General features: G+C 38.8%; 29 protein-coding genes. 12 read left to right on the top strand and 17 right to left on the bottom strand.

The window, feature by feature from the left end:
• Positions 1–65 precede the first annotated feature (65 nt).
• Positions 66–1919 (top strand): DNA topoisomerase 3, encoded by a 1854-nt coding sequence (locus ACK1I8_RS07055; RefSeq protein WP_412468629.1) that lies wholly within the window; start codon positions 66–68, stop codon positions 1917–1919.
• A 1-nt stretch (position 1920) separates the two neighbouring features.
• Here the strand turns inward: ACK1I8_RS07055 and ACK1I8_RS07050 are convergent, their stop codons facing one another.
• The 4 genes from ACK1I8_RS07050 to ACK1I8_RS07035 form a co-directional block, all read right to left on the bottom strand.
• Positions 1921–3834 carry an AAA domain-containing protein gene (locus ACK1I8_RS07050; protein ID WP_412468628.1) on the bottom strand — a complete coding sequence of 638 codons (1914 nt, stop codon included), beginning with the start codon at positions 3832–3834 and terminating at the stop codon, positions 1921–1923.
• A 173-nt stretch (positions 3835–4007) separates the two neighbouring features.
• The gene (locus tag ACK1I8_RS07045) at positions 4008–4391 is read right to left on the bottom strand and encodes a DUF3037 domain-containing protein (protein ID WP_412468627.1); all 384 of its coding nucleotides are present in this window, start codon (positions 4389–4391) and stop codon (positions 4008–4010) included.
• Positions 4369–5160: a HipA family kinase gene (locus ACK1I8_RS07040; protein WP_412468626.1), complete on the bottom strand. Its 792-nt coding sequence runs from the start codon at positions 5158–5160 to the stop codon at positions 4369–4371. Before ACK1I8_RS07040 ends, ACK1I8_RS07045 begins: the two co-directional genes overlap by 23 nt.
• 257 nt (positions 5161–5417) lie before the next feature.
• Positions 5418–5606, bottom strand: coding sequence for a hypothetical protein (locus ACK1I8_RS07035; protein WP_412468625.1), 189 nt, complete (start codon positions 5604–5606; stop codon positions 5418–5420).
• Positions 5607–5718: 112 nt separating this feature from the next.
• Between ACK1I8_RS07035 and ACK1I8_RS07030 the strand changes: the two genes are divergently transcribed.
• Genes ACK1I8_RS07030 through ACK1I8_RS07020 form a run of 3 tightly spaced genes read left to right on the top strand, consistent with a single transcriptional unit; the run spans position 5719 to position 7099 of the window.
• Positions 5719–6099: a hypothetical protein gene (locus tag ACK1I8_RS07030; RefSeq protein WP_412468624.1), complete on the top strand. Its 381-nt coding sequence runs from the start codon at positions 5719–5721 to the stop codon at positions 6097–6099.
• Between the two features lie 45 nt (positions 6100–6144).
• Positions 6145–6348 (top strand): KTSC domain-containing protein, encoded by a 204-nt coding sequence (locus ACK1I8_RS07025; protein WP_412468623.1) that lies wholly within the window; start codon positions 6145–6147, stop codon positions 6346–6348.
• Position 6349: 1 nt separating this feature from the next.
• Positions 6350–7099: a DNA-formamidopyrimidine glycosylase family protein gene (locus ACK1I8_RS07020; RefSeq protein ID WP_412468622.1), complete on the top strand. Its 750-nt coding sequence runs from the start codon at positions 6350–6352 to the stop codon at positions 7097–7099.
• A 184-nt stretch (positions 7100–7283) separates the two neighbouring features.
• On the opposite strand, the gene idi is transcribed toward ACK1I8_RS07020, so the two are convergent.
• From idi to ACK1I8_RS07005, 3 genes are read right to left on the bottom strand one after another with little or no spacing between them, the layout of a single operon-like run.
• Complete coding sequence (gene idi, locus ACK1I8_RS07015; RefSeq protein ID WP_412468621.1) at positions 7284–7826, bottom strand: isopentenyl-diphosphate Delta-isomerase; 543 nt, start codon at positions 7824–7826, stop codon at positions 7284–7286.
• Positions 7827–8663, bottom strand: a complete 837-nt coding sequence (locus tag ACK1I8_RS07010; protein WP_412468620.1) for a phytoene/squalene synthase family protein — start codon at positions 8661–8663, stop codon at positions 7827–7829.
• Positions 8660–9553, bottom strand: coding sequence for a MerR family transcriptional regulator (locus ACK1I8_RS07005; protein WP_412468619.1), 894 nt, complete (start codon positions 9551–9553; stop codon positions 8660–8662). The genes ACK1I8_RS07010 and ACK1I8_RS07005 overlap by 4 nt, the downstream gene beginning before the upstream one ends.
• A gap of 181 nt (positions 9554–9734) precedes the next feature.
• Between ACK1I8_RS07005 and ACK1I8_RS07000 the strand changes: the two genes are divergently transcribed.
• From ACK1I8_RS07000 to ACK1I8_RS06980, 5 genes are all read left to right on the top strand, one after another.
• Positions 9735–10493: a LytR/AlgR family response regulator transcription factor gene (locus ACK1I8_RS07000; protein ID WP_412468618.1), complete on the top strand. Its 759-nt coding sequence runs from the start codon at positions 9735–9737 to the stop codon at positions 10491–10493.
• Between the two features lie 122 nt (positions 10494–10615).
• A complete protein-coding gene (locus ACK1I8_RS06995) occupies positions 10616–10969 on the top strand; it encodes a response regulator (protein ID WP_412469354.1) in 354 nt (117 codons plus the stop codon).
• 10 nt (positions 10970–10979) lie between these two features.
• Positions 10980–11609 carry an autotransporter outer membrane beta-barrel domain-containing protein gene (locus ACK1I8_RS06990; protein ID WP_412468617.1) on the top strand — a complete coding sequence of 210 codons (630 nt, stop codon included), beginning with the start codon at positions 10980–10982 and terminating at the stop codon, positions 11607–11609.
• 125 nt (positions 11610–11734) lie between these two features.
• The gene (locus tag ACK1I8_RS06985) at positions 11735–13108 is read left to right on the top strand and encodes an exonuclease domain-containing protein (RefSeq protein ID WP_412468616.1); all 1374 of its coding nucleotides are present in this window, start codon (positions 11735–11737) and stop codon (positions 13106–13108) included.
• Positions 13109–13702: 594 nt separating this feature from the next.
• Positions 13703–14119: a VOC family protein gene (locus ACK1I8_RS06980; protein WP_412468615.1), complete on the top strand. Its 417-nt coding sequence runs from the start codon at positions 13703–13705 to the stop codon at positions 14117–14119.
• 73 nt (positions 14120–14192) lie between these two features.
• Here the strand turns inward: ACK1I8_RS06980 and bioA are convergent, their stop codons facing one another.
• Genes bioA through ACK1I8_RS06965 form a run of 3 tightly spaced genes read right to left on the bottom strand, consistent with a single transcriptional unit; the run spans position 14193 to position 16920 of the window.
• Complete coding sequence (gene bioA, locus ACK1I8_RS06975) at positions 14193–15494, bottom strand: adenosylmethionine--8-amino-7-oxononanoate transaminase (RefSeq protein ID WP_412468614.1); 1302 nt, start codon at positions 15492–15494, stop codon at positions 14193–14195.
• A 6-nt stretch (positions 15495–15500) separates the two neighbouring features.
• A complete protein-coding gene (locus ACK1I8_RS06970) occupies positions 15501–15947 on the bottom strand; it encodes an NUDIX domain-containing protein (protein WP_412468613.1) in 447 nt (148 codons plus the stop codon).
• Complete coding sequence (locus ACK1I8_RS06965; protein WP_412468612.1) at positions 15934–16920, bottom strand: cation diffusion facilitator family transporter; 987 nt, start codon at positions 16918–16920, stop codon at positions 15934–15936. Before ACK1I8_RS06965 ends, ACK1I8_RS06970 begins: the two co-directional genes overlap by 14 nt.
• 113 nt (positions 16921–17033) lie before the next feature.
• On the opposite strand from ACK1I8_RS06965, the gene ACK1I8_RS06960 reads away from it, so the two are divergent.
• Positions 17034–18230, top strand: coding sequence for a pyridoxal phosphate-dependent aminotransferase (locus tag ACK1I8_RS06960; protein WP_412468611.1), 1197 nt, complete (start codon positions 17034–17036; stop codon positions 18228–18230).
• A 1413-nt stretch (positions 18231–19643) separates the two neighbouring features.
• Here the strand turns inward: ACK1I8_RS06960 and ACK1I8_RS06955 are convergent.
• On the bottom strand, positions 19644–20888 hold the full coding sequence (locus tag ACK1I8_RS06955; RefSeq protein ID WP_412468610.1) for an ABC transporter permease: 1245 nt from the start codon (positions 20886–20888) through the stop codon (positions 19644–19646).
• A 201-nt stretch (positions 20889–21089) separates the two neighbouring features.
• Here ACK1I8_RS06955 and queA point away from each other — a divergent pair, with 201 nt between their 5' ends.
• Entirely contained in the window at positions 21090–22139 is a 1050-nt protein-coding gene (gene queA, locus ACK1I8_RS06950) for a tRNA preQ1(34) S-adenosylmethionine ribosyltransferase-isomerase QueA (RefSeq protein ID WP_293787989.1), read from the top strand.
• Positions 22140–22197: 58 nt separating this feature from the next.
• A complete protein-coding gene (locus tag ACK1I8_RS06945) occupies positions 22198–22863 on the top strand; it encodes a 2-C-methyl-D-erythritol 4-phosphate cytidylyltransferase (protein ID WP_412468609.1) in 666 nt (221 codons plus the stop codon).
• 461 nt (positions 22864–23324) lie between these two features.
• Here ACK1I8_RS06945 and ACK1I8_RS06940 read toward each other — a convergent pair whose 3' ends face one another.
• The 6 genes from ACK1I8_RS06940 to ACK1I8_RS06915 form a co-directional block, all read right to left on the bottom strand.
• Positions 23325–23483, bottom strand: a complete 159-nt coding sequence (locus ACK1I8_RS06940) for a lmo0937 family membrane protein (RefSeq protein WP_139180130.1) — start codon at positions 23481–23483, stop codon at positions 23325–23327.
• A gap of 169 nt (positions 23484–23652) precedes the next feature.
• Complete coding sequence (locus ACK1I8_RS06935) at positions 23653–23874, bottom strand: DUF2795 domain-containing protein (RefSeq protein ID WP_010603503.1); 222 nt, start codon at positions 23872–23874, stop codon at positions 23653–23655.
• An 85-nt stretch (positions 23875–23959) separates the two neighbouring features.
• Positions 23960–24508, bottom strand: coding sequence for a cob(I)yrinic acid a,c-diamide adenosyltransferase (locus ACK1I8_RS06930; RefSeq protein WP_412468608.1), 549 nt, complete (start codon positions 24506–24508; stop codon positions 23960–23962).
• Positions 24509–24552: 44 nt separating this feature from the next.
• On the bottom strand, positions 24553–25311 hold the full coding sequence (locus ACK1I8_RS06925) for an ABC transporter ATP-binding protein (protein ID WP_412468607.1): 759 nt from the start codon (positions 25309–25311) through the stop codon (positions 24553–24555).
• Between the two features lie 125 nt (positions 25312–25436).
• Positions 25437–25727: an Asp-tRNA(Asn)/Glu-tRNA(Gln) amidotransferase subunit GatC gene (gatC, locus tag ACK1I8_RS06920; RefSeq protein ID WP_293787979.1), complete on the bottom strand. Its 291-nt coding sequence runs from the start codon at positions 25725–25727 to the stop codon at positions 25437–25439.
• A gap of 2 nt (positions 25728–25729) precedes the next feature.
• Complete coding sequence (locus ACK1I8_RS06915) at positions 25730–26455, bottom strand: lysophospholipid acyltransferase family protein (protein WP_412468606.1); 726 nt, start codon at positions 26453–26455, stop codon at positions 25730–25732.
• Positions 26456–26546 lie beyond the last annotated feature (91 nt).

Raw genomic sequence — 26546 nt, 5'->3', positions numbered from 1 at the left:
AGTAATTTTTTAAAGCTATTGCCGATATTTTAATCATCTTTGCGTTTGAAAAGATAAGCCCATTCATGAAGATTGTAATTGCAGAAAAGCCTTCTGTTGGTCGTGAACTTGCTAAAGTTTTTGGAGCAACCACCAGAAAAGATGGATACATTGAAGGTAAAGGATATTCTTTTACCTGGGCATTCGGGCATTTATTACAATTGGCTCCCCCTCAGGATTATGGTTTTATTGGCTGGCGGAAGCAACATTTACCCATGCTTCCGCAAAAGTTTAAACTCGCGGTCAGAAAGATCAAAACAAAAGATGGTTTTGTAGAAGATCCGGCGGTACGCAAACAATTAGATACGATAAAAAAGCTTTTTGATGAGGCAAGTGAAATTATTGTGGCAACGGATGCGGGGCGTGAGGGTGAATTAATTTTCAGGTATATTTATTATTATCTGAAATGCAAAAAACCATTTAAACGTCTCTGGATCTCTTCACAAACCGATGAAGCCATAAAAGATGGATTCAGGAATTTAAAACCCGGAACCGATTACGATACGCTATTTAATTCGGCCCATTGCCGCTCAGAGTCTGACTGGCTGGTAGGTATGAATGCTACGCAGGCACTCAGCATATCTGCCGGCAACAGAACTGTTTTGTCATTAGGGCGGGTACAAACCCCTACCCTGGCAATGATCTGTGCGCGTTTTTTAGAAATTAAAAATTTTGTTCCTCAAACCTATTATCAGATCAGTATCTTACTGACTAAGGACGAACAGGTTTTTAAAGCGATATCAACCGCAAACTATAAGGAAAAAGAAGAGGTTGAAAAGTTATTTGCCCTTGTTGAAGATGTGGCCTCTGGCTTCCCCGCTGGCGGCAACATTACCGCTGTAGAAGCCAAACCCAGGAAAGAGCCACCTCCGCTATTACATGACTTAAGTAGTTTGCAGCAGGAAGCCAATAAGAAAAAAGGATATACTGCCGATCAGACCCTTAACATTTTACAGAACCTCTACGAGAGTAAACTGGTTTCTTATCCCCGTACCGGTTCGCGCTATATTGGTGATGATATTTTTGCCGGCGTTCCAGATCTGATTGGAAAGTTTACCGGTCACCCCGATTTTGGCAAACAAGCGGGATTTCTGCAAACTGTTTCCTTGAATAAACGCAGTGTTAACGCTAAGAAAGTGACCGATCACCATGCAATTCTGCCCACTGGCGAGCAGGCTTATGGGTTGAGTCCGGATAAACAGGCCGTGTATGATATGGTTGTTGGACGTATGATTGAGGCGTTCCATCAGGAGTGTATGAAGGAATTAACCAAAATAACCATTCAATCAGGCGTTACTTTTGTGGCTAACGGAACAGTGATCCGTTCTGCTGGCTGGCGGGCAGTGTTTAACGATCCTGAAGATGACAAAAAGGATGAAGACAACGCAGCATTGCCTAAGGTTGCTGTTGGCGAACAATTGCCGATCACGGAAAAATCCCTTTTGGAGAAACAAACCAAGCCTAAACCCATGTATAACGAAGCTTCATTATTGAAAGCGCTCGAAACCTGCGGCAAAGAGATTGAAGATGAAGAATTACGTTATGCCATGAAAGATAGTGGTTTAGGTACACCGGCAACACGGGCATCCATAATAGAAACTTTAATTACCAGAGAATACATCACCAGGGAAAAAAGAAATCTTGTACCTACCAATAAAGGCCTGGCTGTTTACGAAGTGGTAAAAGATAAACAGATTGCACAGGCTGAACTTACGGGGCAATGGGAAAAAAGACTGGAAGAAATCCGTTCAGGTTCATCAGTAAAAGATTTTAAATCTGAGATTACGGAATACACCAAAAACATCACACAAGAACTCTTAATTGCCGGTGCAAGTATATCAGGCAAGCTCGAAGAAGAAAAGAAGATGGAAAAAGTTTAGATTATAAGTCCATAAATTCCCAGGCACTATGGTAAGCATTTAACTGTTCCGTGTAACGGATCAGTTCAGCATAAAAATCAGATTTCGATAATGTAGCGCTATCACCAATCACAACCAGCTTTTTCCTGGCCCTGGTCATCGCTACATTCATTCTCCTCGTATCCGATAAAAAGCCAATACTTCCATCATCATTACTCCTGGTCAGGCTGATGTAAACCACATCCCGTTCCTGTCCCTGAAAGCTGTCAATGGTGTTGACTGCAATTTTATGATGATACGGGGTCAGCAATTCATTCTCCTGAACCAAAGTATTTAAAAGCTGAACCTGTTGTTTATATGGAGAAACGATCGCAATTGATGGAAAGCTTTCTGCTAACCCCAGATCGGTCAGATTTGAAACCAAATGGGCCAAATGCCTGACCAGAAAAGCAGCTTCCTCCGGATTGGTAGTGCTGGTTCCGTCTGATTTTTCGTCATAGCTGCAACCTGCCGTATCGATAAACTGAATTGGTTCATCACCAGCGAATAATAAATGATCTGCAACAGACTGATGGGCTTTAAGCGCATTTTTGTAGAATACCTGCGATGAATAACCCATAATGGCAGTGTGCATTCTATATTGTTCATTTAGCAGCACAACTGATTCAGGATGAAGAGATACCGCTTTTTCTAACAAAGTATTACTTAAGCCGTTTCTGGCGGCTTCGTTTGATTTTATAGTTGGTGAAAGCTGAAAATGATCTCCGGCCAAGATTACTTTCTCTGCCTTTAAAATCGGTATCCAGCAAGCTGGTTCCAGAGCCTGGCCTGCCTCGTCAATTACAATGGTATGATATCTTAAATTCCGAACCGTATAATGGTTAGCGCCTACTAAAGTGGCGGTAATAACCTGTGCTTTGGTAAACAGACTGTCCATGATATACTGTTCCGTTTTTTCAACTTCTTTTCCGATTTTATGTGCTTCATCAAATAAGGCTTTACGTTGATCGCGTTCTGCTTTGCCAAAACTACGCTTGTATTTGTGAGCCATATTTTTGTATTCACTCGCCTGTTTTTTTAATGCTTTAATGGTTTTCATCTCCGGATGACCGGCCATTTGATGATCAAGTGTAGCCACCATTAATTTTTCAGAAACTCTTGCCGGGTTACCTACACGGATGACTCTTAGTCCTTCGGCAGCTAACTTCTCCGTAAGTAAATCAACAGCAGTATTACTTGGTGCTACTACAAGAATTTTTTGACCGCTATGTTTTATCAATGATTTTATCGCGTGTACCAGCGTAGTTGTTTTTCCGGTACCTGGCGGGCCATGAACTACAGCAAGCTGATCTGCCGCAATAATTTTATTCACCGCTAATTGCTGTGAGTCGTTTAGCGTGTTGGGAATAATAAACTTCTCTTCTCCACGAAAGGATGGCTTTTCTCCCGCTGTTAAAATACGGATGAGTTTATTTTCTGATTGATTTTGGGCTAAGTTTGCGGCTTGTTTAAGTGCATGCTGCATCTCTTCATAGCTGTTGTTATCAAAGAGTAAATCCACGCCAAGTTTACCATCCCTTGTCCATTCTGGCAGTTCATCTACACGGAAGCTGATTTTCATCCTGTTGCCACTCTGATGATTGATAATCCCTTCCAGCCGATCCTCTTTGGCATCGTGATTTGAAAACAGTGCCACAGCAGTACCAAAACGAAACTGATGAGAAAAATCCTGATGGGTAGTCCTTTCCAGCTCCACTGTTAAATAATCGCCGCGGCCCACTTCCGTATTTCTGATGGCAATAGGATACCAGGTTAAGCCTAAAGCTCTCCTATCGGCAGCCGATGTATTTTCAGTAAGTTTTAAGTACGATTGTAAATCTTCGCTGCGTTCGGTATCGAGCAGATCCTGAAGTTTTTTGAAATATTCTTTAGGCAAGGTTAGCTGGGTTATAATTGTGTAAATCTGTTAACGGATGGATCGATTGATAACTGAAGATTGCAAACTGTAAATGGATTGGCTGATTGCTAAATTGCCTGATGACTGAAAACGATCAATTGTAAACTGATTTCTTAATTAAACGCTTAGTCGCAGGCGCCAAGTAGCTAACGCTATAAAACCAGCTCCTGATGCAGCCGTAATAGCGTCTCCTCTGCATCATCACAAAAACCTGGGTGCACTTTTGAACATTGTACTACCGTGCTTCTGGTTGCGGTAAGCCATCTGAAACGAGAGGCCTGATCGTATTGACCGATAGGCCCTGATCCTTTTGCGGCCAAACTTATTCTTTCAAAAGCACATAAATTTTCTTTAAGCTCAGTTAAATCTAATTCAGCAGAAAAGGCTTTTAATCTTTTCTCATCCAGGGCAAAAACGCTTTTTAAAAACTTTTGCCTGGCACAAAACAGAATAATGCCTACATTGATAAATTCTTCGCGTTCTACCCTGGGCATTACGCGGATCACAGCGTACTCAAATAAGAATTTCCCTTGCATGCTGTGCTTCTTTTAAAAATATAGCGGAATTTGCCAATCTGGTGGTAAGAAAATGCTTATAAGCATCGCGATGCACGGCACTGCTCTCAAAATTCGTTTCACCTTCCAGCCAGTCATCAGGAATCAGGTTAATTACCGTTGCAATCTTTTCAGGATTAAGTAATTTACTAAACTCTTCATTTACACTTTCCAATTCAGATGCCCACGGCAACAAAACGTGATCCTTTACCAAAAGGAAGGGTTTAATGGCCTGTTCTTTCCAGTTTTGCCACGAATGATGAAAATACAATGCAGCACCATGGTCAATTAACCATAGTTCTTTATGCCATAACAACATATTGGTATTTCGGCAGGTGCGGTCCATATTGGTTAAAAAACAATCAAGCCATACAATCTGCGAGGCCAGTCTGGCATCTACGGTCGTTACTGTCGGATCGAAGGTTATTGCTCCCGATAGGTAGTGCAGTGCCAGATTTAAGCCTACACTGGCTTTAAGCAGATCCTGGATTTCCTCATCAGGCTCCGTTCTGCCAAAGGCTTCATCTAAATGGGCAAAAACCAATTCGGGTACGCGTAATCCCAAATGGCGGGCAATTTCTCCGCCAATCAGTTCGGCAATTAAAGCCCTGGGTCCCTGTCCTGCCCCTCTAAACTTCAGTACATATAAAAAGTTATCATCAGCCTCTGCAATGGCCGGCATAGAGCCACCTTCGCGCAAGGGCGTAACGTACCTGGTTACATTTACCGTTCTCAGTTGTAAATCGTTCATATCTGAAGGTAGAATGGCCATCTGATTATTCAGGCACAATCTAAACCTGCTGCAAAATTAACAGAATTCTACTAATAAAAAATTCCATCGGCTCGCCCGAAGCAACGCATAGTTCCCACCTGTGCAGACAGGCGGGAAGAAATCATTGAACCATGTAAAAAGATTTTTATTCATAAGGAACTCGTTTTGGTAAACGGTTCCGGACTGACAACCTCCATATTTGTGATCAACATTATTTTTAATTATTGTAATTGATGTTAATCATGCCCCAGATAGGCAATGCCGGCAGGCGTTATGGCAGCTGACCATTGTACCGTTTCGCGGTTAATCTTAATTAATCCCATACTTTCTAACTCTTCATATGCTTCTTCCATCCCTCCCAAAACCGAAGAGCTAACTTGTTGATTGATTACCTCAAGTAGAGATATGATTTCTGATCTTTCCATAACATTATCAATTAGTTATATTTTAATTAACATACCTGCAACTAAAATGTTTACGGGTCAGTTAAACATTTTCAAGGGATTAAGGTTGTAATGATATCCCAATATGATTGATATGGAAACACACCTTTATTATCTTTTTTTCATGGCTCTGCCTGTAGCATGCATCGCCTGGACTGTTACCAAGGAAGAGATTTTCAGAGAGGCGCGTGAATTTTGTGTAAACCGTTCTAAAAACTGCAATAAACTGATAAAAAGAAAGTTTTTTTATGTATTTACATGCGAATATTGCTTTAGTCACTATGTAACCTTGATCTTACTTGTTATCACCAGATTTACTTTGATTTATCCAGACTGGCGTGGCTATATCATCGCTTTTTTTTCAATTGTATGGGTGGCAAATGTTTACATGAGTTTGTATAACATTATCCGCATTGATCTGAAAAAAGAAAAAATCAAAGTCCAGAAAGAAGAGTCCGAACTCGAAAATGATTGAAACCAATCGTAACAATTGCTGTTTTTTAATGATAAGCTGCTTTTTATGCCGTCATCAGTAATCAGATATTTTAGTTATGATGAAGATACAAAAACGTTAAAAATCATTTTTGTAACCGAAATGGTTTACCTGTACGAAAATGTTCCCGAAAAGGTTTATAAGATGTTAAAGGCATCAGGCTCTAAAGGCCGATATTTCAACAGCTACATTAAAGATAAATTTAAGTTCCGGAAAATAGAAGAAGAGTAATATGCCCGAAGGTCCATCAATCGTAATATTAAAAGATTTAATCAGGGAACTGCATTTGGGTAAACCTGAAGTGCTTGAAGTTGCAGGTAATATTAAAAATTTTGATAAGAACAGATTATTACATCAAAAGGTAGAGGATTTTAAGAGCTGGGGAAAACATTTCCTAATCTGCTTTGAGAATTTCACTATCCGTATCCACTTCATGCTGTTTGGCAGTTATCTTATTAACGCACGAAAAAAAACACCTTTAAAACTGGGGCTTATCTTTAAAAACGATGAGTTAAATTTCTACACCTGTAAAGCTGACCTTCTGGAGGGAAACGTTCGAAAGCACTATACCTGGGAGAATGATGTTATGGCTGATGAATGGAATGGAGATGCAGCAATTAAAAAGCTGAAAGAAAATCCCCAGCTCATGGTTTGCGATGTATTGCTTGATCAACAAATTTTTAGCGGAGTAGGCAATATTATCAAAAATGAAGTTTTATACCGTACGCGTATACATCCATTAACCAAAATTGAAAATTTACCAACTCCGAAATTGAGGGCATTGGTTAAAGAAGCCAGACATTATAGCTTTGATTTTTTAAAATGGAAAAAGGAGAATACACTAAGCAAACATTGGGAGGTGTATAACCAGAAAGAGTGCCCGCTGAAACATAAAGTAACAAAAAAAGAGTTGGGAAAAACACACCGTCAAACTTACTTTTGCGAAACATGCCAGAAAATTTATACGGAAGCTAAAAAGTAATGCCGGACTATTTCAGGAATCATAAAACGTAAGCCACTATTTACTAACCACTTAAAAGATGTATTTTTTGATAGATTAACAAATTATAATCTTAAAGTAAAAGAAATATTTTTATTTATAGGAATTTTCAAAACTAGTCCTATATTTGTCCTCGAGAGCGTTAATTTAGATACGGGTATATGGCTTAGGCTGTATGCCCGTTTTTTGTTTTAGCCGTTGTAACATGCGCAACTACATGATCCAGACAGATTCTTAACCAGGGTGTGTAAGCGGTCGGCTGGTGTGCAATATCCTTTGCCAAAGTATCTAAATCCACATATCTGAAAGATTCTACCTCTTCATGATTGATCACGGGTAATTGATCACTCATACCGAAAAAAACATGATCAACCTCATGTTCAATCAGGCCATTTTCAAATATTGCTTTGTAGGTAAATTTAAACAGATAGTTTAATTCGCAGTCCATACCCATTTCTTCCATCAATCTCCTTCTGGCTGCATGGATATTGCTTTCTCCAATCCGGGGGTGACTGCAGCAGGTATTCGTCCACAAACCCTTCGAATGATATTTGCTCATTGCTCTTTGCTGCAATAACAGTTCGCACTTGGAATTGAAAATAAAAACAGAAAAGGCACGGTGTAATAAACCTTTTTGGTGTGCTTCCATTTTATCCATCTGCCCTTTCGGCAAATCTTCCTCATCTACCAGAATAACTTGCTCTTCCATTTAAATAACATTTAACTTATTGCGGATAATCGAATCGAACATCAGACCTACTTTACGGGTATTAGAAATCCTGATCCGTTCGGTCATGATCTTTTCGGCGCTTAAGCGCTTTATCTTTGCAAATAATTTTTTATAATAGATATAAGACAAATACACCCCATTCCTCGAGGTACCGGGCAACAGCTTAATACCGGTTAATGCAATAGCAAATTCATTTTCAATCTCTTGCTCAATTTCCTGTTTTTGCTGATCGCAAAATGCTGCTAGGTTAACATTAGGAAAATAATTTCGGCTAAGTGTTTGATGATCAGCTTTAACATCCCTTAGAAAGTTAACTTTCTGGAATGCAGAACCCAATTTCATGGCGTAAGGTTTCAGATATTCATAATCAACATTGCTTCCGTGTGTAAATACTTTTAAGCACATCAATCCTACTACCTCTGCCGAACCTAAAATATAATCGTTATAAAGTTGAAGCGTATATTTTTGTGTAGAGAGGTCCATCTCCATGCTTTTAAGAAAAAGAACAATCAATTCTTCATCTATCTGGTACTGATTTACAACCTTTTGAAAGGAATTTAAAATGGGATTTAAACTAATGCCCAGTTTAATAGCTTCAAAAGTATCTTTCTTAAATTTTTCTAATAAAAATTCCTTATCATATTGATGAAAGCTATCTACAATTTCATCTGCTAAACGTACAAAGCCGTAAATAGCATGTATGGGTTGGCGTATTTCTTTGCCGAGGAAATAAATACCATAAGAAAAGCTGGTGCTGTATAACTTAGTGGTAAGCCGGCTACAATTGCCAGATAATTGATCAAAGATTTCTTTCATGTATAAAATGGTGATTCTATTGTTTTTTCAAACTCATCCAGCGTTTTAATCCAGTTGATATGGTGAATATGGTTTAGTTTACCAATAAGTTCACTGTTTCCGGCAAGATGAATTTTCGTGGTTGAGCAAATTTCAGACAATTGATTGATGTATTGTTGTGCCACAGGCACTGATTGCGATTTTATCATAAAAAGCAGAACATGATCTACATTTACGGTTGAAAATACCCTCTCAACCGAATTCAGTGGAACTTTACTGCCTAAAAAAATAACGTGATGATGTTGCACCCTCAACATATAGCTGGCAAAAAGCAACCCAATGTCATGATCCTCGTCCTCAGGTAAAAAAAGTAGCCAACTTTGGCCAGAATCTCGCTTTACCGGAAGATTATTAATATGGGTAAATATTTTTTGACGGATAATATTGGATAAAAAATGCTCGTGCGCAGGGCAAATATCATCTTTTCGCCACATTAACCCCAAGCGTAACAATAATGGATAAATTATTTTCCGATAGCAGCCTGAAAGTCCGAATTGCTCAATACCTTCCTCAATCAATTGGTTAAAAGCGTATTCATCAAAAGCCAGTCCATACTTGATCAGCTGCGCGACATAATAGTCATATTGTATATTACCTGAAGAATAATCAAACTGCCGATCGAGAAGTTCATCCATTTCGCCATCTGAAAGACTGCAGATTTTAGAGATCTTTAAGCCGCTTTTATTTAAACTTACAATATTTAATAGCTTTTTAAGCTGCTGATCATCATACACGCGGGTGTTGCCCTGAGATCGCAGGGGACTCAATGCATTGTAACGTTGCTCCCAAATCCTAATGGTGTGGGAATGGATGCCCGAAAGCTGCTCAAGATCTGCTATAGAGTAGGTCATTGTTTTGTTTAAATATATCGAACAAAATTTAAACAAAAAAGCAGAAGAAAGGTTTTTATTAAAATAGCTTAAGTAAAAAAGCTGCTTTTTATACCAAATAAACAAAATAAGTCGAAAATATTGTTTTTTTTCCTATTTTATTTAATGAAATTGTAATTTGCACCAACTAAACTAATAAAAAATGTCAATAAGTTGCATTGCGATTGATGATGATCCTCATTCCTTGGAGAGCTTGATGACATATATGGAAAAGCTGCCTGATTTAAATCTTATCCAAACTTTTACGGAACCGCTTCAGGCCCTTTCACAAATATCGGTATCTGACCCCGTCGATATTATTTTTATGGATGTTGAAATGCCCTCGCTCTCCGGAATAGAACTGGCGGGCCTGCTGAGACAAAAAACAAAATATCTGGTTTTTACCACGGCACACACAAGATATGCAATCGACGCTTTTAAAGTACAGGCAGATGCTTATCTGCTTAAGCCCTACTCTATTATTCATTTAGCCAAAACAATAAACAATCTATATCCAACCGGGACTAGAGCAAAACATCCTTTTTCTATTCTGGATGACCATTTCTTCTACATCCCGCTAAAAGGAGAAAATAACGATTTGGTAAGAATAGATCTGAATGAGCTGATCGCTATTGAAGAGATAGGTGAAGATATTCAATTTACAACTACGAAGAATGCTTTTTTAAGTTCGAAATATAACTTTGTCAAAACTTTAAAAATACTAAAAGAGAATCCCTCTTTTATTCAGATCACGCCTCATGTTGTAATTGCGAAGCAGCATATTAAAAGTGTGCTCGACAACAAAATACTGCTTTCCTGCGAAACATCCTTTACTGTTTCAGACACCTATATAGCGCTTTTTGCAAAATTTATCAAGAATAATTCACTACAGGAAAAACCTGGTCCGGATACCATTACCTAGGCTTTAACTACCTGTTGCCCTTACTTCCGCTACATTTTGATCCGGGATCGAAACATTACGCCCGAAACTTTGTATTAGGATAATCTATTTATTAATTAATTGATTTATCTGTTTTGAAAAGAGTGTTGGTTGTGGATGATGATCCAGATGTATTAGAAGTCTTCCAGGAAGTATTAGAAACTGAACATTACAAGGTTTACCCATTACTTTCACCACGGTATATTTTTAAAACCATTAAAGATTTTAGGCCCGATCTGATTATTCTGGACATTATGTTGAATGGAATGGATGGGCGCGCCGTGTTTAAAGAATTAAGGCTGAATCCTGAAACAGCGGGCATACCAATTATTATGGCATCGGCCAGGTACGATGAAAATTACATCACATCACAAAAGTATCATCCTGATGATTATTTGGAAAAGCCCTTCAACATCGCAGATTTACTTCGAAAGGTAGATGCTTTAATGGAAAACTAAAAAAACAGATATGAAACTAAAACTTTTAATGCCTTTTATATTACCACTGGTAATGGCATCAATCCACGTGCAAGCACAAAAAAGACCGGATAAGCTTTATTCAATGAGTGGAATTGGATTTGCATTTCCTCTAGGTGAAACCTCAGATTATTTTAAACCAAAATTCTCCACATCATTGGGTTTAAATTTAGGTTTGGGCGATGGCGGCTTGTTCCTATATCCAAAAGTAAGTCTGCACGCTTTTACTTTTAATCAGATTACACCGGATGCGGGATATACCTATACCCTGCAGAAAGGAAGGGCAACAACCTATTTGTTGAATGTGGCATTAGGTTACCGGAAAATTGTAAATAAATGGGCATTTTATGGTTTCGCGGGTGCAGGTGGCGGATTTATTCTGACCCCACAGGCATCGGTAAATACGTCAAACCTGCAGGTTACTCAGGATAATAAATCAAATGGATTGGGCATTGCAGAAGGTGGCGCCGGAATTGAATACAATATTGGTGGTGCCAATTTATTTGTGGAAGGCAGTTACATGTATGGCTTTAGTAAAATCCAGAATAAAACTTTTAATACGGCACCTATTTCGATTGGTATCAAGCCCAACTTAAGCAAATTGCTCAATAAACTTAAATAGTATCTATATGCTAAACAAAGGAGCGGTTACGTTAAATAAGTAACCGCTTTTTTTATGCTAAAGAAATAATCAAAATATTTTATATACTAATTATTTTAGCATAGATTTGCATTTAAATTATTTTAATGTTGTACGCAGTTGTAGATATCGAAACCACTGGTGGTCATGCTTCAGCAAATGGCATTACCGAAGTAGCCATTAATATTCATGATGGCAGTAAAATTGTTGAGTCTTATACTACCTTAATTAATCCCAGACAATCCATACCTGCTCACATTACGGCGCTTACCGGAATTGATGACCATATGGTGATCGATGCGCCGACCTTTAATGATGTTGCGCTACAAATTCATCAACTGCTAAGCGATAAGGTTTTTGTGGCACATAACGTAAACTTTGATTATTCTTTTTTAAAGTATCATTTAGCTGCATCAGGATACGATTTACAATGCAAAAAACTTTGTACAGTAAGATTGAGCAGAAAGTTAATTCCTGGCAAATCTTCTTACAGTTTAGGAAAACTTTGTACAGCCTTACAAATACCGATACAAAACCGGCACCGGGCTGCCGGAGATGCCGATGCAACCAGTATCCTGTTCAACTTATTACTGGAATACGATCAGGAGGGCATTATAGCAGAAATGCTGAAAAAGACATCAAAAGAACAGGTCCTACCCCCACATTTAGATAAAGCTTCTGTTTTGAGATTGCCCGACCGGCCTGGGGTATATTATTTTAAAGATAGTAAGGGCAAAATTATTTATGTTGGAAAAGCTAAAAATCTTAAGAAACGTGTAACCAGCCATTTTACCGGTAATACACCAAACCGGCAGCGCCAGGATTTTTTACGTAATATCCACCATGTAGACTATGTTACCTGTGGTACCGAACTGATGGCGCTGATTTTAGAAGCAAATGAAATTAAACGTCTGTGGCCTGAAAACAACCGGGCAATGAAACGCTATGAACATAAATATGATTTATATGTTTTTGAAGACCAAAATGGTTATCTACGCTTAGCAATAGATAAACACAAAAAGAACAATAATGCCCTTCAGAGTTTTAACAGCCTGTTGGAAGGTTACAATTTTTTAAATCAATTGGTGCATAAATACCAGCTTTGTGCCAAGCTCTGCTATCTGCAAAAAACTGCAACCAAATGTTACGCGCACGAAAATGGGCAATGTTTTGGTGCATGCAGCGGAATAGAAACGGTGACAGTTTACAATAAAAAACTAAATGCAGCATTAATTGATATTCAAACCCAGCAGCCCAGCTTTGCATTGGTAGATGATGGTAGAAACGATGACGAATTCAGCTGTTTAGTAGTAGAAAACGGGAAATTTTATGGGATGGGTTATTTTACAGATAAAAATTACTTATCAGATGGGTTGGCACCAGTTAAAAATAATTTATCTACATACCAGTCAAATAGCTACATCCTGAATTTAATTCTGAATTACGCTGAACAATACCCGCAAAAATTATATAAATTGTAGAAACTTACAGGTGTTAAACAACTTATTCCGATTTTACAATTGTTGATGATTTCATCCTCTTGGTTGGGGCAAAGTATCAATAGCTCAAATATTGATTTGAATCCGCAAAACCTGGGAAAATTATCATTCTAAAATTTAAAGAAAGCGATTTAGAAGCGCTTATCTTGGTAAAATATGGACAAAAAAGCAAGATTAGATTTATTTTGTTACAGAATTTAGCAGATTAAAGGCTGCTATTGTATTACCATGGAAAGAGCAAGCTCGTATTCTACAATTCAGGTAAAAAAGTTGAGGCGCAATATTATTTTGATATGCCTGAAGAGTTCCATTTAGGTTAAAGTCGAACACGCTCTATTTTCATGATATAAATGAAAAATTGCCAATATTAACATTATCGATAAACGAACAATTGCCTAAGCATATTTCAATAGTCATTAATTTTCTTCGTAAGTCATTACTTACAATCCAATCATTATCGATTCACTAAACAAACTGCGTACTTATTGTCTCAAACAGCCCTGTAACTTTTCGTTTTTAACATGCCTATTCTATCTGTTGCTTAGCTATATTTACGGCAATTAAATATAAAACGTTATGATAAAATCACTATGGATCAACCTCCCGGTAAGGGACATCAATAAATCTAAAGCATTTTTTACGCAACTTGGTTTTACCCTCAATCTTCAATATGGTAGTCGTGAAGACTCTGCTTGCTTTATAGTAGGAGAAAGCAATCTGGTGATTATGCTTTTTGAAGAAGATCTCTATGAAGGTTTTGTAGGAACAAGCGTTGCCGATAAACGTAATGGCAGCGAAGTATTATTTTCTTTTGATGCAGAAAGTCCGGAAGAAGTAGATAACCTTGCACAAAAAGTGGTGGCTGCCGGTGGCACACTTTATGGCGAACCCGGTTACAAGGATGGCTGGATGTATGGCTGTGGTTTTATTGATCTGGATGGTCAAAGATGGAGTATCCTTTATATGGACATGAGCAAAATGCCCTTAGGTTAAATTTATTTCTTAGGAAAATAACCTTAATTCTAAACTGATAACAGGTCGTAGCCTCCGCTACGACCTGAAACATTTACACCTCTTCCAAGGCCGATTTTATGGTTGCATAGATGTAATCAAGATCTTCATCACTGATGATGTAAGGCGGGAGGATATAAATAATATTGCCCAGTGGCCTCAATATAATTCCTTTTTCTAAAAAATAGGAATACAGTATGTTACGAAGATTACTTAAATAAGAAGTTTCATTACCGGTTTCCCACTCAATGGCAATAATGGTACCTGTTTGCCGCACCGCTTTAACTTTAGAATGGTTTTTTATCTTCTGTAGAAACAAAGCATGTTTGTGCTCAATCCTTTTGATATTGTTGGTTGTCTCTTCCTGCAATAAAATATCCAAACTCGCTAAAGAGGCAGCACAGGCAATTGGATTGGCCGTAAAAGAATGCCCATGATATAGCGTTTTTAATTTATCGTCACTTAAAAAAGCATCAAAAATTTCATTAGTACAGGTGGTGATTCCCAAAGGCATGGTTCCCCCAGTTAAACCTTTACTTAAGCAAATAATATCGGGCTTATTGCTCAGTTTATCGCAGGCAAAGTAAGTACCTGTACGGCCAAAACCAGTCATTACCTCATCGGCAATAATTAAAATACCTGCTTGTTTACAGGCAGTAATCAGTTCATCAAGATATTTTGCCTCATACATCAGCATACCGCCGGACCCCAAAATAAGGGGTTCGAAAATAAAGCAGGCAGTGCTTGTTAGATTGGAGATGTGGGCGATGAGAGCTGAGATATTATCTTCATTAGGCAAATCAATAAAATCAACATCAAACAACAAGCTATTGAAAGCATCAGTAAAAATACTGCGACCGCTTACCGACATGGCACCAAAAGTATCGCCATGATAGGCATTTTTAAAAGCCAGGATCCGGGTTTTAGGCTTCCCTTTATTGTCCCAAAACTGCAAACACATTTTTAAGGCTACTTCAACCGCTGTTGATCCGTTATCGGTATAAAAAACTTTCTCTTGTTTGCCTGGTAAGATAGGCAGTAGTCTTTCTGCCAGCAAAACGGCAGGCTCGTGCGTAAAGCCTGCAAAAATTACATGTTCCAGCACGTTAAGCTGTTCGGCTACCTTTTGTGCAATATAAGGGTGTGCATGTCCATGAATGTTCACCCACCAAGAAGAAACTGCATCAATATACCTTTTTCCATCTTCGTCAAAAACATAAACGCCCTTGCCCCGTACGATCGGGATGTGCGGCAATGCGTTTTTCATTTGTGTATAAGGATGCCAGATAACTTTTTTATCGCGTTCAGTTAAATTAAGTTTGGAGCCCGGAATTTGGGGTTTGGAGATATTGGACATCAGGATTTATAATTTATATTGATTTTTTAAAAGCCGGGCAACAGTCTTGTCTGTTTTAAAGGTGATATCTTCGATGTTCAATTCTTCTATTTTCACCCATCTGAAAGCCTGAAGGATCTCCCCTTCCCCATCGAAATCGTAAATGGTATCTTTAAAAGCCAGCTGTAAGGGTGCTTTTTCCCTGACCAGATAATATACACTGATCACCTGGCTATCGTTAAATGATGATTTTTCGTAAAAATCGGTGGTGTAAAAATGTGATAGTACCTCTATTTCAGCTTCGCACTCTTCCATAAACTCGCGCTTTAACCCATCTATCAAACCTTCACCCAATTCTAAACCGCCACCAGGGAATTTACTGAAACGGAATCCATACTCCTCTTCATCACTTATCAAAATCTCGTTTTTGTGGTTAATCAAAAGTCCGTAAACGCGGACATTAAAATAGCTCATTTTCGAAGTGTTTTTTATTTTTGATTACGATTTCAGGTGTCCAGACGATTTCTTTCTTAAAGGCTTCAGCCCTCACCTTGCATTCGCTCATGTGGCAATAATGACAACATTCTGGCAAGCAGGGGTCGGCATGGATAAACAGTTCTGCTTTACGTACACCATTCGAATTAATCAGGTCATCAATCTGAGAAATTTCACGATGTACCTGATTTAAATCGAAATAATAGGGTAAGGTTACATGGCAATCGATATGAAACTCAGGCCCATATTGCTGTGTACGCAGGTTATGTACGTCAATCCAGGGATTATGACGGTTTTTTTGCAAAACCTCCACCACTTCTTCTACCAAAGTAAAATCGCTTTCATCCATTAAGCCACCCACCGAACCGCGGGTAAGTTTATAACCTGAATAAATAATGTAAAAACCTACCAGGAAAGAAAGTAAACTATCCAGCCAAATTATATTTGTCAGCTGAATCAGAATCAAACCTACCACGATGGCTACACTAGTGTAAGTATCGGTTAGTAAATGCCGGCCATCGGCCTGCAAGGTAACCGAATGCTCATCTTTACCCACATTGATGAGATACAACCCTACAACCATATTGATTAATCCTGTAATACCAATAATTAGTGTTCCGGTTAGTAGTTCTTCTACCACGTGCGGATAAATAAGGTTGTATGATGATTTAAAAATAATCACAATTCCTGCGATCAGGATCAGAATCCCCTCAACAAAAGCTGAGAAAAACTCAACTTTTCCGTGTCCGTAAGGGTGGTTTTCATCACGCGGCTGTGTACTGAGGTAAATACTATAAAAGGCAAAACTCCCGGCAATTACATTTACAATACTCTCTGCGGCATCAGTTAATATTGCATTAGAACCCGTAATGAAATAGGCAATAAACTTGGCCAACATCAACACCACACTTACCACCAGTGAAACTATTATTGCTTTCTTTTTTACCGACACGAAAATATTTTTTTCAAAAATACGCTTATCGGATAAATTAAATGCGAAAAACTATGTGTTTTTTAGTGCAGAATAATATTTGGTTTATATATTTGCGCTCAAAGTAATTAACCATGAGCACCTTATCTAAAAGAATCAACAGTCTATCAGAATCTGCAACCCTTAAAATGACCAAACTTGGCCGTGAATTAGCGTCAAAAGGTATTAATATAATCAGTTTAAGCGTTGGTGAACCCGACTTTAATACGCCAGACCATGTAAAAAATGCCGCTAAACAGGCATTAGATGAAAATTACACCCGTTATTCACCAGTACCGGGCTATCCAGACCTTCGCCAGGCTATTGTAAACAAGCTGAAAACCGAAAATAACCTGGATTATGATATTTCGCAGATCGTTGTTTCAACCGGTGCAAAACAATCTTTATCAAATGTTATTTTAACCTTGATCGATCCGGACGATGAGGTGATTATACCAACACCTTACTGGGTTTCTTATTCGGAAATGGTTACTCTGGCAGAAGGAAAATCTGTTTTTATCGATACAGATATTGAAAGCGATTTCAAAATTACGCCTGCACAGTTAGAAGCAGCCATTACTCCGAAATCAAAGCTATTTATGTTTTCTTCGCCGTGTAACCCAACAGGTTCGGTTTATAGTAAGGAAGAATTAGCGGCTTTAGTGGCCGTTTTCGAAAAACATCCCAACATCTACATCCTTTCTGATGAGATTTATGAGCATATCAACTTTATAGATAAGCATGAGTCTATCGCTCAGTTTGATAGTATTAAAGATCGCGTAATTATTGTTAACGGTTTCTCCAAAGCTTTTGCCATGACAGGCTGGAGATTGGGTTACATTGCAGCAAATAAAGAAATTGCTGCCGCTAACGATAAATTACAGGGACAAACAACTTCTGGTACCTGTTCCATTGCACAAAGAGCCGGAATTGTGGCTTACGAGCAAGGTTTGGCAAGCGTTTTAGAAATGAAAGAAGCATTTTTACGCCGCAGAGAACTCGTTTACAACCTGTTAAATGAGATTCCCGGAGTAAAAACAAACCTTCCTGATGGGGCATTTTACTTTTTTCCTGAAATCAGTTCTTTCTTTGGTAAAAAAGATGCCGATGGAAATGTAATCAAAGATTCTTCAGATCTGGCTTTATATTTATTAAACGTTGGTCACGTAGCTACTGTAGGAGGCGATTCGTTCGGAAACAATAATTACATCCGTTTATCTTATGCTGCATCAGACGAGAGTTTAGTTGAAGCTTTAAGAAGAATTAAGGAAGCTTTAGGTAAATTAGCCTAATCAGTTAATAATTAGCAATGATCAGTTAACAGCTTTTCGTTAACCGCATATAGGAAAATCCCCGGTTTATTAAATTCAACCGGGGATTTTTATTGGTTTAATCTGAACCAATGACGGTGCAACCGGCAACTGTTCCATCCTGGTGCTTGGTTTCGCAGCGACTAATAGATGATTTTATTTCTTTTTTTGAAAATGAAAGCCAGTGTTTCATCGGGAGCTGTAGCCCTTCTTTCCGTTACTAGTCCTCGCTCGTGCCTCGCTCCGGGCTATCCACTGCAATAAGGTTTATGGACGAAGACCGGTGCATCTGCAAATGGTAAACCGGCAACTGTTCCATCCTGGTGCTTGGTTGTCGCAGTGATCACCTGATGATTTTATTTATTTTTTGAAAATGAAAGCCAGCATTTCATCGGGAGCTGTAGCCCTTCTTTCCGTTGCCAGTCCTCGCTCCGGGCTATCCACTGCAATAAGGTTTATGAACGAAGACCGGTGCAAAGCATGCTGCCACGCGATAACTGTAAACTGGCAACTGCCAACTGTTCCATCCTAATGCTTGGTGTCGCAGCGACTAATAGATGATTTTATTTCTTTTTTTGAAAATGAAAGCCAGCATTTCATCGGGAGCTGTAGCCCTTCTTTCCGTTACTAGTCCTCGCTCGTGCCTCACTCCGGGCTATCCACTGCAATAAGGTTTATGAACGAAGACCGGTGCAAATCATGCTGCCACACGATAACTGTAAACTGGCAACTGCCAGCTATTCCATCTAAGTGATTGGTGTCGCAGCGACCAGCTGATGATTTGATGTCTTTTTTGAAAATGAAAGCCAGTGTGTCATCGGGAGCTGTAGTCCTTCTTTCCGTTGCCAGTCCTCGCTTGTGCCTCACTCCGGGCTATCCACTGCAATAAGGTTTATGAACGAAGACCGGTGCAAAGCATGCTGCCACATGATAACTGTAAACTGGCAACTGCCAGCTATTCCATCTAAGTTGGTGTCGCAGCGACTAATAGATGATTTTATTTCTTTTTTTTGAAAATGAAAGCCAGCATTTCATCGGGAACTGTAGTCCTTCTTTCCGTTGCTGGTCCTCGCTCGTGCCTCGCTCCGGGCTATCCACTGCAATAAGGTTTATGAACGAAGACCGGTGCAAAGCATGCTGCCACACGATAACTGTAAACTGGCAACTGCCAGCTTTCCATCTAAGTGATTGGTGTCGCAGCGGCCGCTATGAAGATTTCATTCTTTTTTGGAAAATGAAAGCCAGCATTTCACCGGGAACTGTAGCCCTTCTTTCCGTTACTAGTCCTCGCTCGTGCCTCGCTCCGGGCTATCCACTGCAATAAGGTTGATGGACGAAGACCGGTGCAAAGCATGCTGCCACCTGATAACTGTAAAATGGCAAATGCAAACTGTTCTAACTCCTGATCGCCTCAACAGGGTCTAGTTTTGAAGCGGAATACGCGGGCCAAAAACCAGAGATAGTACCAATAATAATCGATATTCCAATACCCAATGCAATATTGTTCAGGCCGAGTATAATATGGAAATCGGTGGCTGCACCTATGGCCAGTGCGAGCAGAAACACCAGTAACAAACCAAGTAAACCACCTAAAATACAAAGTGAGATTGATTCGAAAATGAATTGAAGTAATATAAAATAGTTTTTTGCACCCAATGATTTCTGGATTCCAATAATATTGGTGCGCTCCTTAACCGATACAAACATGATATTGGCAATACTAAAACCTCCAACCAAAATCGAAAACCCGCCAATTACCCAGCCGGCAATATTTACCATCTTAAACATCGAATCTAACTGGTTAGAGATAATGGTAGTTTTATTTAATGCAAAATCTTCTTCCTGACCAGGCTTAATCCTGTGAATTGATCGCATTAAACCTCTCAATTCGCTTTCTACCTCTTCCAGGCTCACTTCATCGTTGCCACGAACGGTAATTTGCGGACCATAGCGTTCGTTTTGGATATCTAAAATTCCTTTTGCAAAAGCAATGGGGATATTTACGTTTTTATCAAGCGAAGTACCTAACATATCCTCACCTTCTTTTTTAAATACGCCTACAACTGTTAATCTTCTCCCCAAAATCTGAATCTGTTTACCAACAGGTGTGTCTCCATCAAAAAGCCCTTCAGCCACGTCGGCACCTAAAATACAAACCGGCGATCCGTTTCTACTTTCATTTTCAGTAAAATAGCGGCCGTCCTGAAGCTCGAAATTCCAGGTTTTGTTAAAATCGTGCGATGCTGCCCATACCGTAATGCCTTCTACCGAATTACTTCTATATTTAATGGTCCTATTACTACTTGATATTTCAAATGTAACCCCCTGTGCATGCTCAATTCTCTCCCGCAGTGAGCCAAAATCACGCAGCGAGGGCTGAGGGCGGTTCATATATTTCCACCAAGGATAATTATCGCCAAAACTCCAGGGCCATTTTTGAATATAAATGGTATTGGAGCCCAACTTATCTACACTGGCCTGTAATTTACCACGAAAGGTATCTACTGCCGAGAATACAGTAATAATAGTGAATATACCGATTGTTATGGCTAGAAGCGATAACATGGTGCGTAATTTATTCTGGCGCAACGCATCAAATGCAAAACGGAAACTCTCGCCTATTAGCCTAAAGATGATCATAATTGTAGGTTAGATGCAAAGCCTTTTAAAAGGTTACAGTTTATCTTCAAAACTAATTAATTTTATGTCTATTAACAGATGAATCGTATTGTATAATTTGATTTTAAATGATCAAAACATAATGTACACAAATTGCGTTTGATAAAATACGAAAAAGAAAAATTAAATTCGTATTTTTGCACCTCAAAAAATTCATCAAGAATGAAATTATCACAATTCAAATTCAACTTACCTGAATCTTTAGTAGCCAACAATCCGGCAGAACAACGCGACGAAGCCCGCTTAATGGTTTTACATAAAGACAGCGGTAAAATTGAACATAAAATTTTCAAAGACGTTTTAGGTTATTTCGATGACAAAGACGTCATGATATTAAACAACACCAAGGTTTTTCCTGCCCGTTTATATGGCAATAAAGAAAAAACCGGTGCAACCATCGAGGTTTTCTTGCTACGTGAATTAAATAAGGAATTACGTTTATGGGATGTACTGGTAGACCCTGCACGTAAAATACGCGTTGGCAATAAGCTATACTTTGGAGACGATGACCTATTGGTTGCCGAAGTTGTAGATAATACTACATCACGCGGACGTACGATCCGTTTCCTATTTGAGGGTACTGACGAAGAATTCAGAAAAAATGTTGAAATTTTAGGCGAAACTCCACTTCCTAAATATATTAAACGCAAAGCTACCGCCGAAGATAAAGAGCGTTATCAAACCATTTTCGCCAAACACGAAGGTGCAGTAGCTGCTCCAACTGCAGGTTTACACTTCAGTCGCGAGCTAATGAAACGTCTTGAACTTAAAGGTGTAGAATTTGCAGAAGTAACATTGCACGTTGGTTTGGGGACCTTCAGAACGGTTGAAGTGGAAGACCTGACCAAACATAAAATGGATTCTGAGCAGTTCATCATCGAACAAAAAGATGCCAACATCGTGAACAAAGCAATAGAAGACAGAAAAAAAATCTGTGCGGTAGGAACTACGTCAATGCGTGCGATCGAATCGGCTGTTTCTGCTAACAGAACACTAAAAGCAGCTAACGACTGGACCAGTAAGTTTATCTTCCCCCCTTACGATTTCAGCATTGCAAACTCTATGATCACCAATTTCCATACACCAGAATCTACTTTATTGATGATGGTAAGTGCATTTGGCGGATATGAAAATGTAATGAACGCCTACGAAGTTGCAGTGAAAGAAAAATATAAATTTTACAGCTATGGCGATGCCATGCTAATTATATAAGTTTTGAGGTTGGCGTTTAGCGGTTTAGCGCTAAACGCCACGCCCTAAACGCTCACCTATGAAACATTACGCTATAATTGTAGCAGGCGGTTCTGGCAATCGGATGCAAACAGAAACCCCAAAACAATTTCTACTGCTTAAAAACCTTCCGGTTTTAATGCACACCATAAAAGCTTTCGCAACAAGTGATACGCAACCTAAAATTTTATTGGTTTTAAATAAAGATCAACAAGCCTATTGGGCCAGGTTATGTAAAGAATTTAATTTTCATATTCCCCACGAGGTTATCGACGGCGGTACAGAACGTTTTTACTCAGTTAAAAATGCCGTTTACACGATTGAAGAAGAGGGTTATGTGGCCATTCACGATGCCGTTCGTCCGCTTGTTTCAAAAAAATTAATTGATAGCTGCTATAGTGAAGCCGCAAAACAGGGTAATGTTATTGCAGCTGTACAATCAAGCGATAGCGTACGTTTGCTCAAAAACAACAAAACATCGGCTTTAAAACGCGATGAAATCTATTTAGTACAAACCCCACAAACTTTTAGCCTTAGCATTCTCAAGGAAGCCTACAATCAGGAATTCAATACTCATTTCACGGATGATGCAAGTGTGGTAGAATGCATCGGGCAAGAAATCAATATCATTGAGGGAGAAAGAGCAAATATTAAAATCACCTACCCGATTGATCTCGAGCTTGCAGAACTGTTGTTAAAAAATTAGAAACCTGATTTCGATAAAAATAGACAGACATGTGTACGCTGCAGAATACGTAAGGTCGTTAGCCTGATCTGTAGCGAAGTAAAAAGCTGACAGCCTGAAATCCGTTCTAAACGAAATGATCAGAACAATTCGCCATATCGAACCGATAGCGATCTGATTTAACTGACGGGCACACGTAGTGTTCCCACTGCTTTGGAGCGAATCGTCATTATCTATGTAGCAAAAAATAACCATGATATTACTTTCCGTATGTACGCCAAAGCCAGGTTCGGGGCGAGGAATACTTTACGCTAAAAGCCAGCCGAAGTTATCAAAGTATAATATCTTCCAGGTTAACAAACCTTATTCTGCACACCGGTATCATAAAAAAAGGAATCCCAAAAATGGAATTCCTTTTAATTCATCTATTCACAGTATTTCCACAACTTCTAAAAGGAATGAATACTACTGGCAGATAGCGCTTACGCAGCCCTGCCGATCACTTTTAGTAAGATGGCAATAACTGCAATTACCAATAAAACATGGATTATACCGCCAACGTCGCCGAAGCCGTGAAATATAAATCCGATCACCCATAGTATAACCAATACTACTGCGACTAAGTACAATAAATTTCCCATAGTGTTAATTTTTTAGCAAGTTTATATTTTTGCATTATTAACACGCCGTTTTAAGCTTTTGTTTAGAAAATGTAAATATTTTAGTTATCATACTGATTTACAATATCAATTAAACAAAATAAAAAAACCTTCCAGCATTACTGAAAGGTCCTTTTATCTGTTTTAAATTTTAGTATTCGTCCTCGTTAAAGAAGAAATCTTCTTTGGTTGGGTAATCAGGCCAAATTTCCTCAATGGTTTCGTAAGGTTCGCCATCATCTTCGAGCGCCTGTAAGTTTTCTATCACTTCTACCGGGGCGCCGGAACGGATACCGTAATCAATTAATTCATCTTTAGTTGCAGGCCATGGTGCGTCTTCCAAGTGCGATGCTAATTCTAATGTCCAATACATATCGTCAATTCAATTAAATTCCTGTTCTTATTATTGCGCAAATTATATTAAAATTTTTGAGCAAAACAAACTTATTTTTCCACTATTACACCCTCGGAACCCATATGTTTTCTTCCGCTTTGAAATGTATGGTCAGTTTTCGTGCCAAAACGAACAAATAATCGCTTAAACGGTTCAAATAAATGGTTACATGCTCATCTACAAAGCTATTTTCTGCAAGTGCTACTGTCAAACGTTCAGCCCTTCTGCAAACACAACGTGCAATATGGCAGTAAGACACTACAGTGTTTCCACCAGGTAACACAAAGTGTTTTAGAGCAGGCAGCTTTTCGTTCATCAGATCCATCTCCTTCTCCAATAAGGTAATGTCAGCATCATGCAGATCGGGAATCTTCATTTTAGAAGTTTCCGGATCTGCAGCAAGTAATGCACCGATGGTAAATAACCTGTCCTGAATTTCTTTTAGTAATTTCTGTTCGTATTCATCAATATCCTGACACATAATCAAACCGATATGAGCGTTTAACTCATCAACCGTTCCATAAGCTTCAATACGTAGATGATATTTCGGAACACGGGTACCACCAATCAGTGATGTTTGACCCTTATCGCCTGTTTTTGTATAGATTTTCATTTAAAAAGGTTAAGGGTGTCGGGTTGAAGGTAAAACCTTCTGCCTTAATTAATTTTCTCCCAATCGCTGCCAGTCTCTTTCAATGCCTGCAAACGTGGAGATACATTTTTGATATCTGTATTTAAATAATCATTTTCAATCAAACCATCACGCATACGTACAATACGGTGGGCATGCTGCGCAATATCTTCCTCGTGTGTAACCAGAATGATGGTATTGCCTTTACTATGGATTTCTTCTAATAGCCCCATAATTTCAATCGAAGTTTTGGTATCCAGGTTACCGGTTGGCTCATCGGCCAAAATAATAGAAGGGTTATTGATCAAAGCCCTGGCTACTGCCACCCGTTGACGCTGACCGCCGGATAATTCATTAGGCTTATGATCCATACGGTTTCCCAGACCCACATTTTCCAATGCTTTGGCCGCCCTTGCGTCCCTGTCCCTTTTACTTGTTCCAGCGTAAATTAATGGCAAAGCCACATTATCCAATGATGTAGAGCGCGGCAATAAATTAAAAGTCTGAAAAACGAAACCGATTTCCTTGTTGCGCACTTCTGCCAAGGCATCATCACTCATTTGACTCACATTGGTTCCGTTTAAAACATAGGTGCCGCTTGATGGGGTATCCAAACAGCCTAAAATATTCATCAGGGTTGATTTTCCAGAACCAGATGGCCCCATCAATGCTACAAATTCGCCTTTATAAATATCTAAAGAAACTGATTTTAAAGCGTGAATCACTTCAGATCCAATTACATATTTCCGGCCAATTTCTTTTATCGTGATGAGTGGTTTCTCCATGTTTTTTCTTTTTTAGACAGGCGTAATGGTTAAGATGTTACAAGAGGGTTGAAAATTAAACAACTGTTACGCTTAAGGATACCGAATAACGAGGATGGTTATCGGACCAGTATGACGATAAGCTTTTATTTTTCAATAATTTTTGGCACCATAAAAAACTGGTCGGTATGTTTTGCGGCATTTTTCAAACCATCAGCGGTAGTTATTTCCTGCTTCACTACATCCGCTCTCCAAACATTTACCGATTCGTTCATGTAAACCAAAGGTTTTACATTTGAGGTATCCAATTCATTTAACTTTTCCATGAAAGATAGAATTTTATTCATTTCCGGAATCAAGGTATCCACCTGCTTTTCATCAATATGAATCCGGGCGAGATCGGCTATTTTATGGATGGTTTTTGCGTCTAAATTCATATCTATATCAACTTACTATCAATCAATCTGTAAACCTTTTCTTTCAATATATCAGCATCAACATCAGCTAATATTGCGGTATTGATCGGTTTGTGGACGTAAATATCGCAAATTCCCGGCTTACTTCCATATTTTGAACCGTCATCCCAATTTATTTTCCAAACATCCACGATGCTTACAGGCACTAACGGAATATTTTTATCAATAGCCAAACGGAAAGGACCATTTTTAAATTCGGCCAACTTTGGTGGATAATGGTCGTCAATTTTACCTTCCGGGAAAATAATCAGGCTCATCCCTTTTTCGAGATTTTCGCCAGCTTTTTTAAAAGCCTTAAAAGCAGAAATCTTACTGTCGCGGTTTACAGAAATATCGATGGTTTTAAAGAAAATACTTAATATGGGATTGTTTAGCAGCTCATCTTTGCCCATAAAATGGAATTTACCATGGCCCATGATGCAAAAAATCATGATATCAAGGTTTGACGTATGATTTGCACAGTAAATATAGGTTTGTTTATGATCCAACTTTTCTTCATATCGATAACGAAAGAAAATACCTGAAAACAGACTACATAAAAAGCTGTTGGCTTTCCTGAAAAAGTTAAGGGTGCTGTAATATTTCTCATTACGTGAAGTAACGTAATATAATGGATAAAAGAGCGCGAAAAAAAACAGTATCCAGAACAGAAACCATGTCCGGTGTACTTGCCTTAAAAAGTTGATCATAGATATACCAAAAATATAAAATTGTTTGAAATTTCAAACTAAAGTTTTTAGCTGACAGGCGCCAGTTTACAGTTATCAGTTGGCAGCATAA

It is taken from the genome of Pedobacter sp. KLB.chiD (assembly GCF_047040275.1).
Classification (GTDB): domain Bacteria; phylum Bacteroidota; class Bacteroidia; order Sphingobacteriales; family Sphingobacteriaceae; genus Pedobacter.
The sequence above is the reverse complement of the archived record's forward strand: the minus strand, read 5'-3'. Positions and strand labels throughout refer to the sequence as shown.

Bases quoted from the DNA above. Each gene is read 5' to 3' on its own strand.
- ACK1I8_RS07055 (WP_412468629.1), top strand. From the start codon at position 66: ATGAAGATTGTAATTGCAGAAAAGCCTTCTGTTGGTCGTGAACTTGCT.
- ACK1I8_RS07045 (WP_412468627.1), bottom strand. From the start codon at position 4,391: ATGCAAGGGAAATTCTTATTTGAGTACGCTGTGATCCGCGTAATGCCC.
- ACK1I8_RS07040 (WP_412468626.1), bottom strand. From the start codon at position 5,160: ATGAACGATTTACAACTGAGAACGGTAAATGTAACCAGGTACGTTACG.
- ACK1I8_RS07035 (WP_412468625.1), bottom strand. From the start codon at position 5,606: ATGGAAAGATCAGAAATCATATCTCTACTTGAGGTAATCAATCAACAA.
- ACK1I8_RS07030 (WP_412468624.1), top strand. From the start codon at position 5,719: ATGGAAACACACCTTTATTATCTTTTTTTCATGGCTCTGCCTGTAGCA.
- ACK1I8_RS07025 (WP_412468623.1), top strand. From the start codon at position 6,145: ATGCCGTCATCAGTAATCAGATATTTTAGTTATGATGAAGATACAAAA.
- ACK1I8_RS07020 (WP_412468622.1), top strand. From the start codon at position 6,350: ATGCCCGAAGGTCCATCAATCGTAATATTAAAAGATTTAATCAGGGAA.
- idi (WP_412468621.1), bottom strand. From the start codon at position 7,826: ATGGAAGAGCAAGTTATTCTGGTAGATGAGGAAGATTTGCCGAAAGGG.
- ACK1I8_RS07010 (WP_412468620.1), bottom strand. From the start codon at position 8,663: ATGAAAGAAATCTTTGATCAATTATCTGGCAATTGTAGCCGGCTTACC.
- ACK1I8_RS07005 (WP_412468619.1), bottom strand. From the start codon at position 9,553: ATGACCTACTCTATAGCAGATCTTGAGCAGCTTTCGGGCATCCATTCC.
- ACK1I8_RS07000 (WP_412468618.1), top strand. From the start codon at position 9,735: ATGTCAATAAGTTGCATTGCGATTGATGATGATCCTCATTCCTTGGAG.
- ACK1I8_RS06990 (WP_412468617.1), top strand. From the start codon at position 10,980: ATGAAACTAAAACTTTTAATGCCTTTTATATTACCACTGGTAATGGCA.
- ACK1I8_RS06985 (WP_412468616.1), top strand. From the start codon at position 11,735: ATGTTGTACGCAGTTGTAGATATCGAAACCACTGGTGGTCATGCTTCA.
- ACK1I8_RS06980 (WP_412468615.1), top strand. From the start codon at position 13,703: ATGATAAAATCACTATGGATCAACCTCCCGGTAAGGGACATCAATAAA.
- bioA (WP_412468614.1), bottom strand. From the start codon at position 15,494: ATGTCCAATATCTCCAAACCCCAAATTCCGGGCTCCAAACTTAATTTA.
- ACK1I8_RS06970 (WP_412468613.1), bottom strand. From the start codon at position 15,947: ATGAGCTATTTTAATGTCCGCGTTTACGGACTTTTGATTAACCACAAA.
- ACK1I8_RS06960 (WP_412468611.1), top strand. From the start codon at position 17,034: ATGAGCACCTTATCTAAAAGAATCAACAGTCTATCAGAATCTGCAACC.
- ACK1I8_RS06955 (WP_412468610.1), bottom strand. From the start codon at position 20,888: ATGATCATCTTTAGGCTAATAGGCGAGAGTTTCCGTTTTGCATTTGAT.
- queA (WP_293787989.1), top strand. From the start codon at position 21,090: ATGAAATTATCACAATTCAAATTCAACTTACCTGAATCTTTAGTAGCC.
- ACK1I8_RS06945 (WP_412468609.1), top strand. From the start codon at position 22,198: ATGAAACATTACGCTATAATTGTAGCAGGCGGTTCTGGCAATCGGATG.
- ACK1I8_RS06940 (WP_139180130.1), bottom strand. From the start codon at position 23,483: ATGGGAAATTTATTGTACTTAGTCGCAGTAGTATTGGTTATACTATGG.
- ACK1I8_RS06935 (WP_010603503.1), bottom strand. From the start codon at position 23,874: ATGTATTGGACATTAGAATTAGCATCGCACTTGGAAGACGCACCATGG.
- ACK1I8_RS06930 (WP_412468608.1), bottom strand. From the start codon at position 24,508: ATGAAAATCTATACAAAAACAGGCGATAAGGGTCAAACATCACTGATT.
- ACK1I8_RS06925 (WP_412468607.1), bottom strand. From the start codon at position 25,311: ATGGAGAAACCACTCATCACGATAAAAGAAATTGGCCGGAAATATGTA.
- gatC (WP_293787979.1), bottom strand. From the start codon at position 25,727: ATGAATTTAGACGCAAAAACCATCCATAAAATAGCCGATCTCGCCCGG.
- ACK1I8_RS06915 (WP_412468606.1), bottom strand. From the start codon at position 26,455: ATGATCAACTTTTTAAGGCAAGTACACCGGACATGGTTTCTGTTCTGG.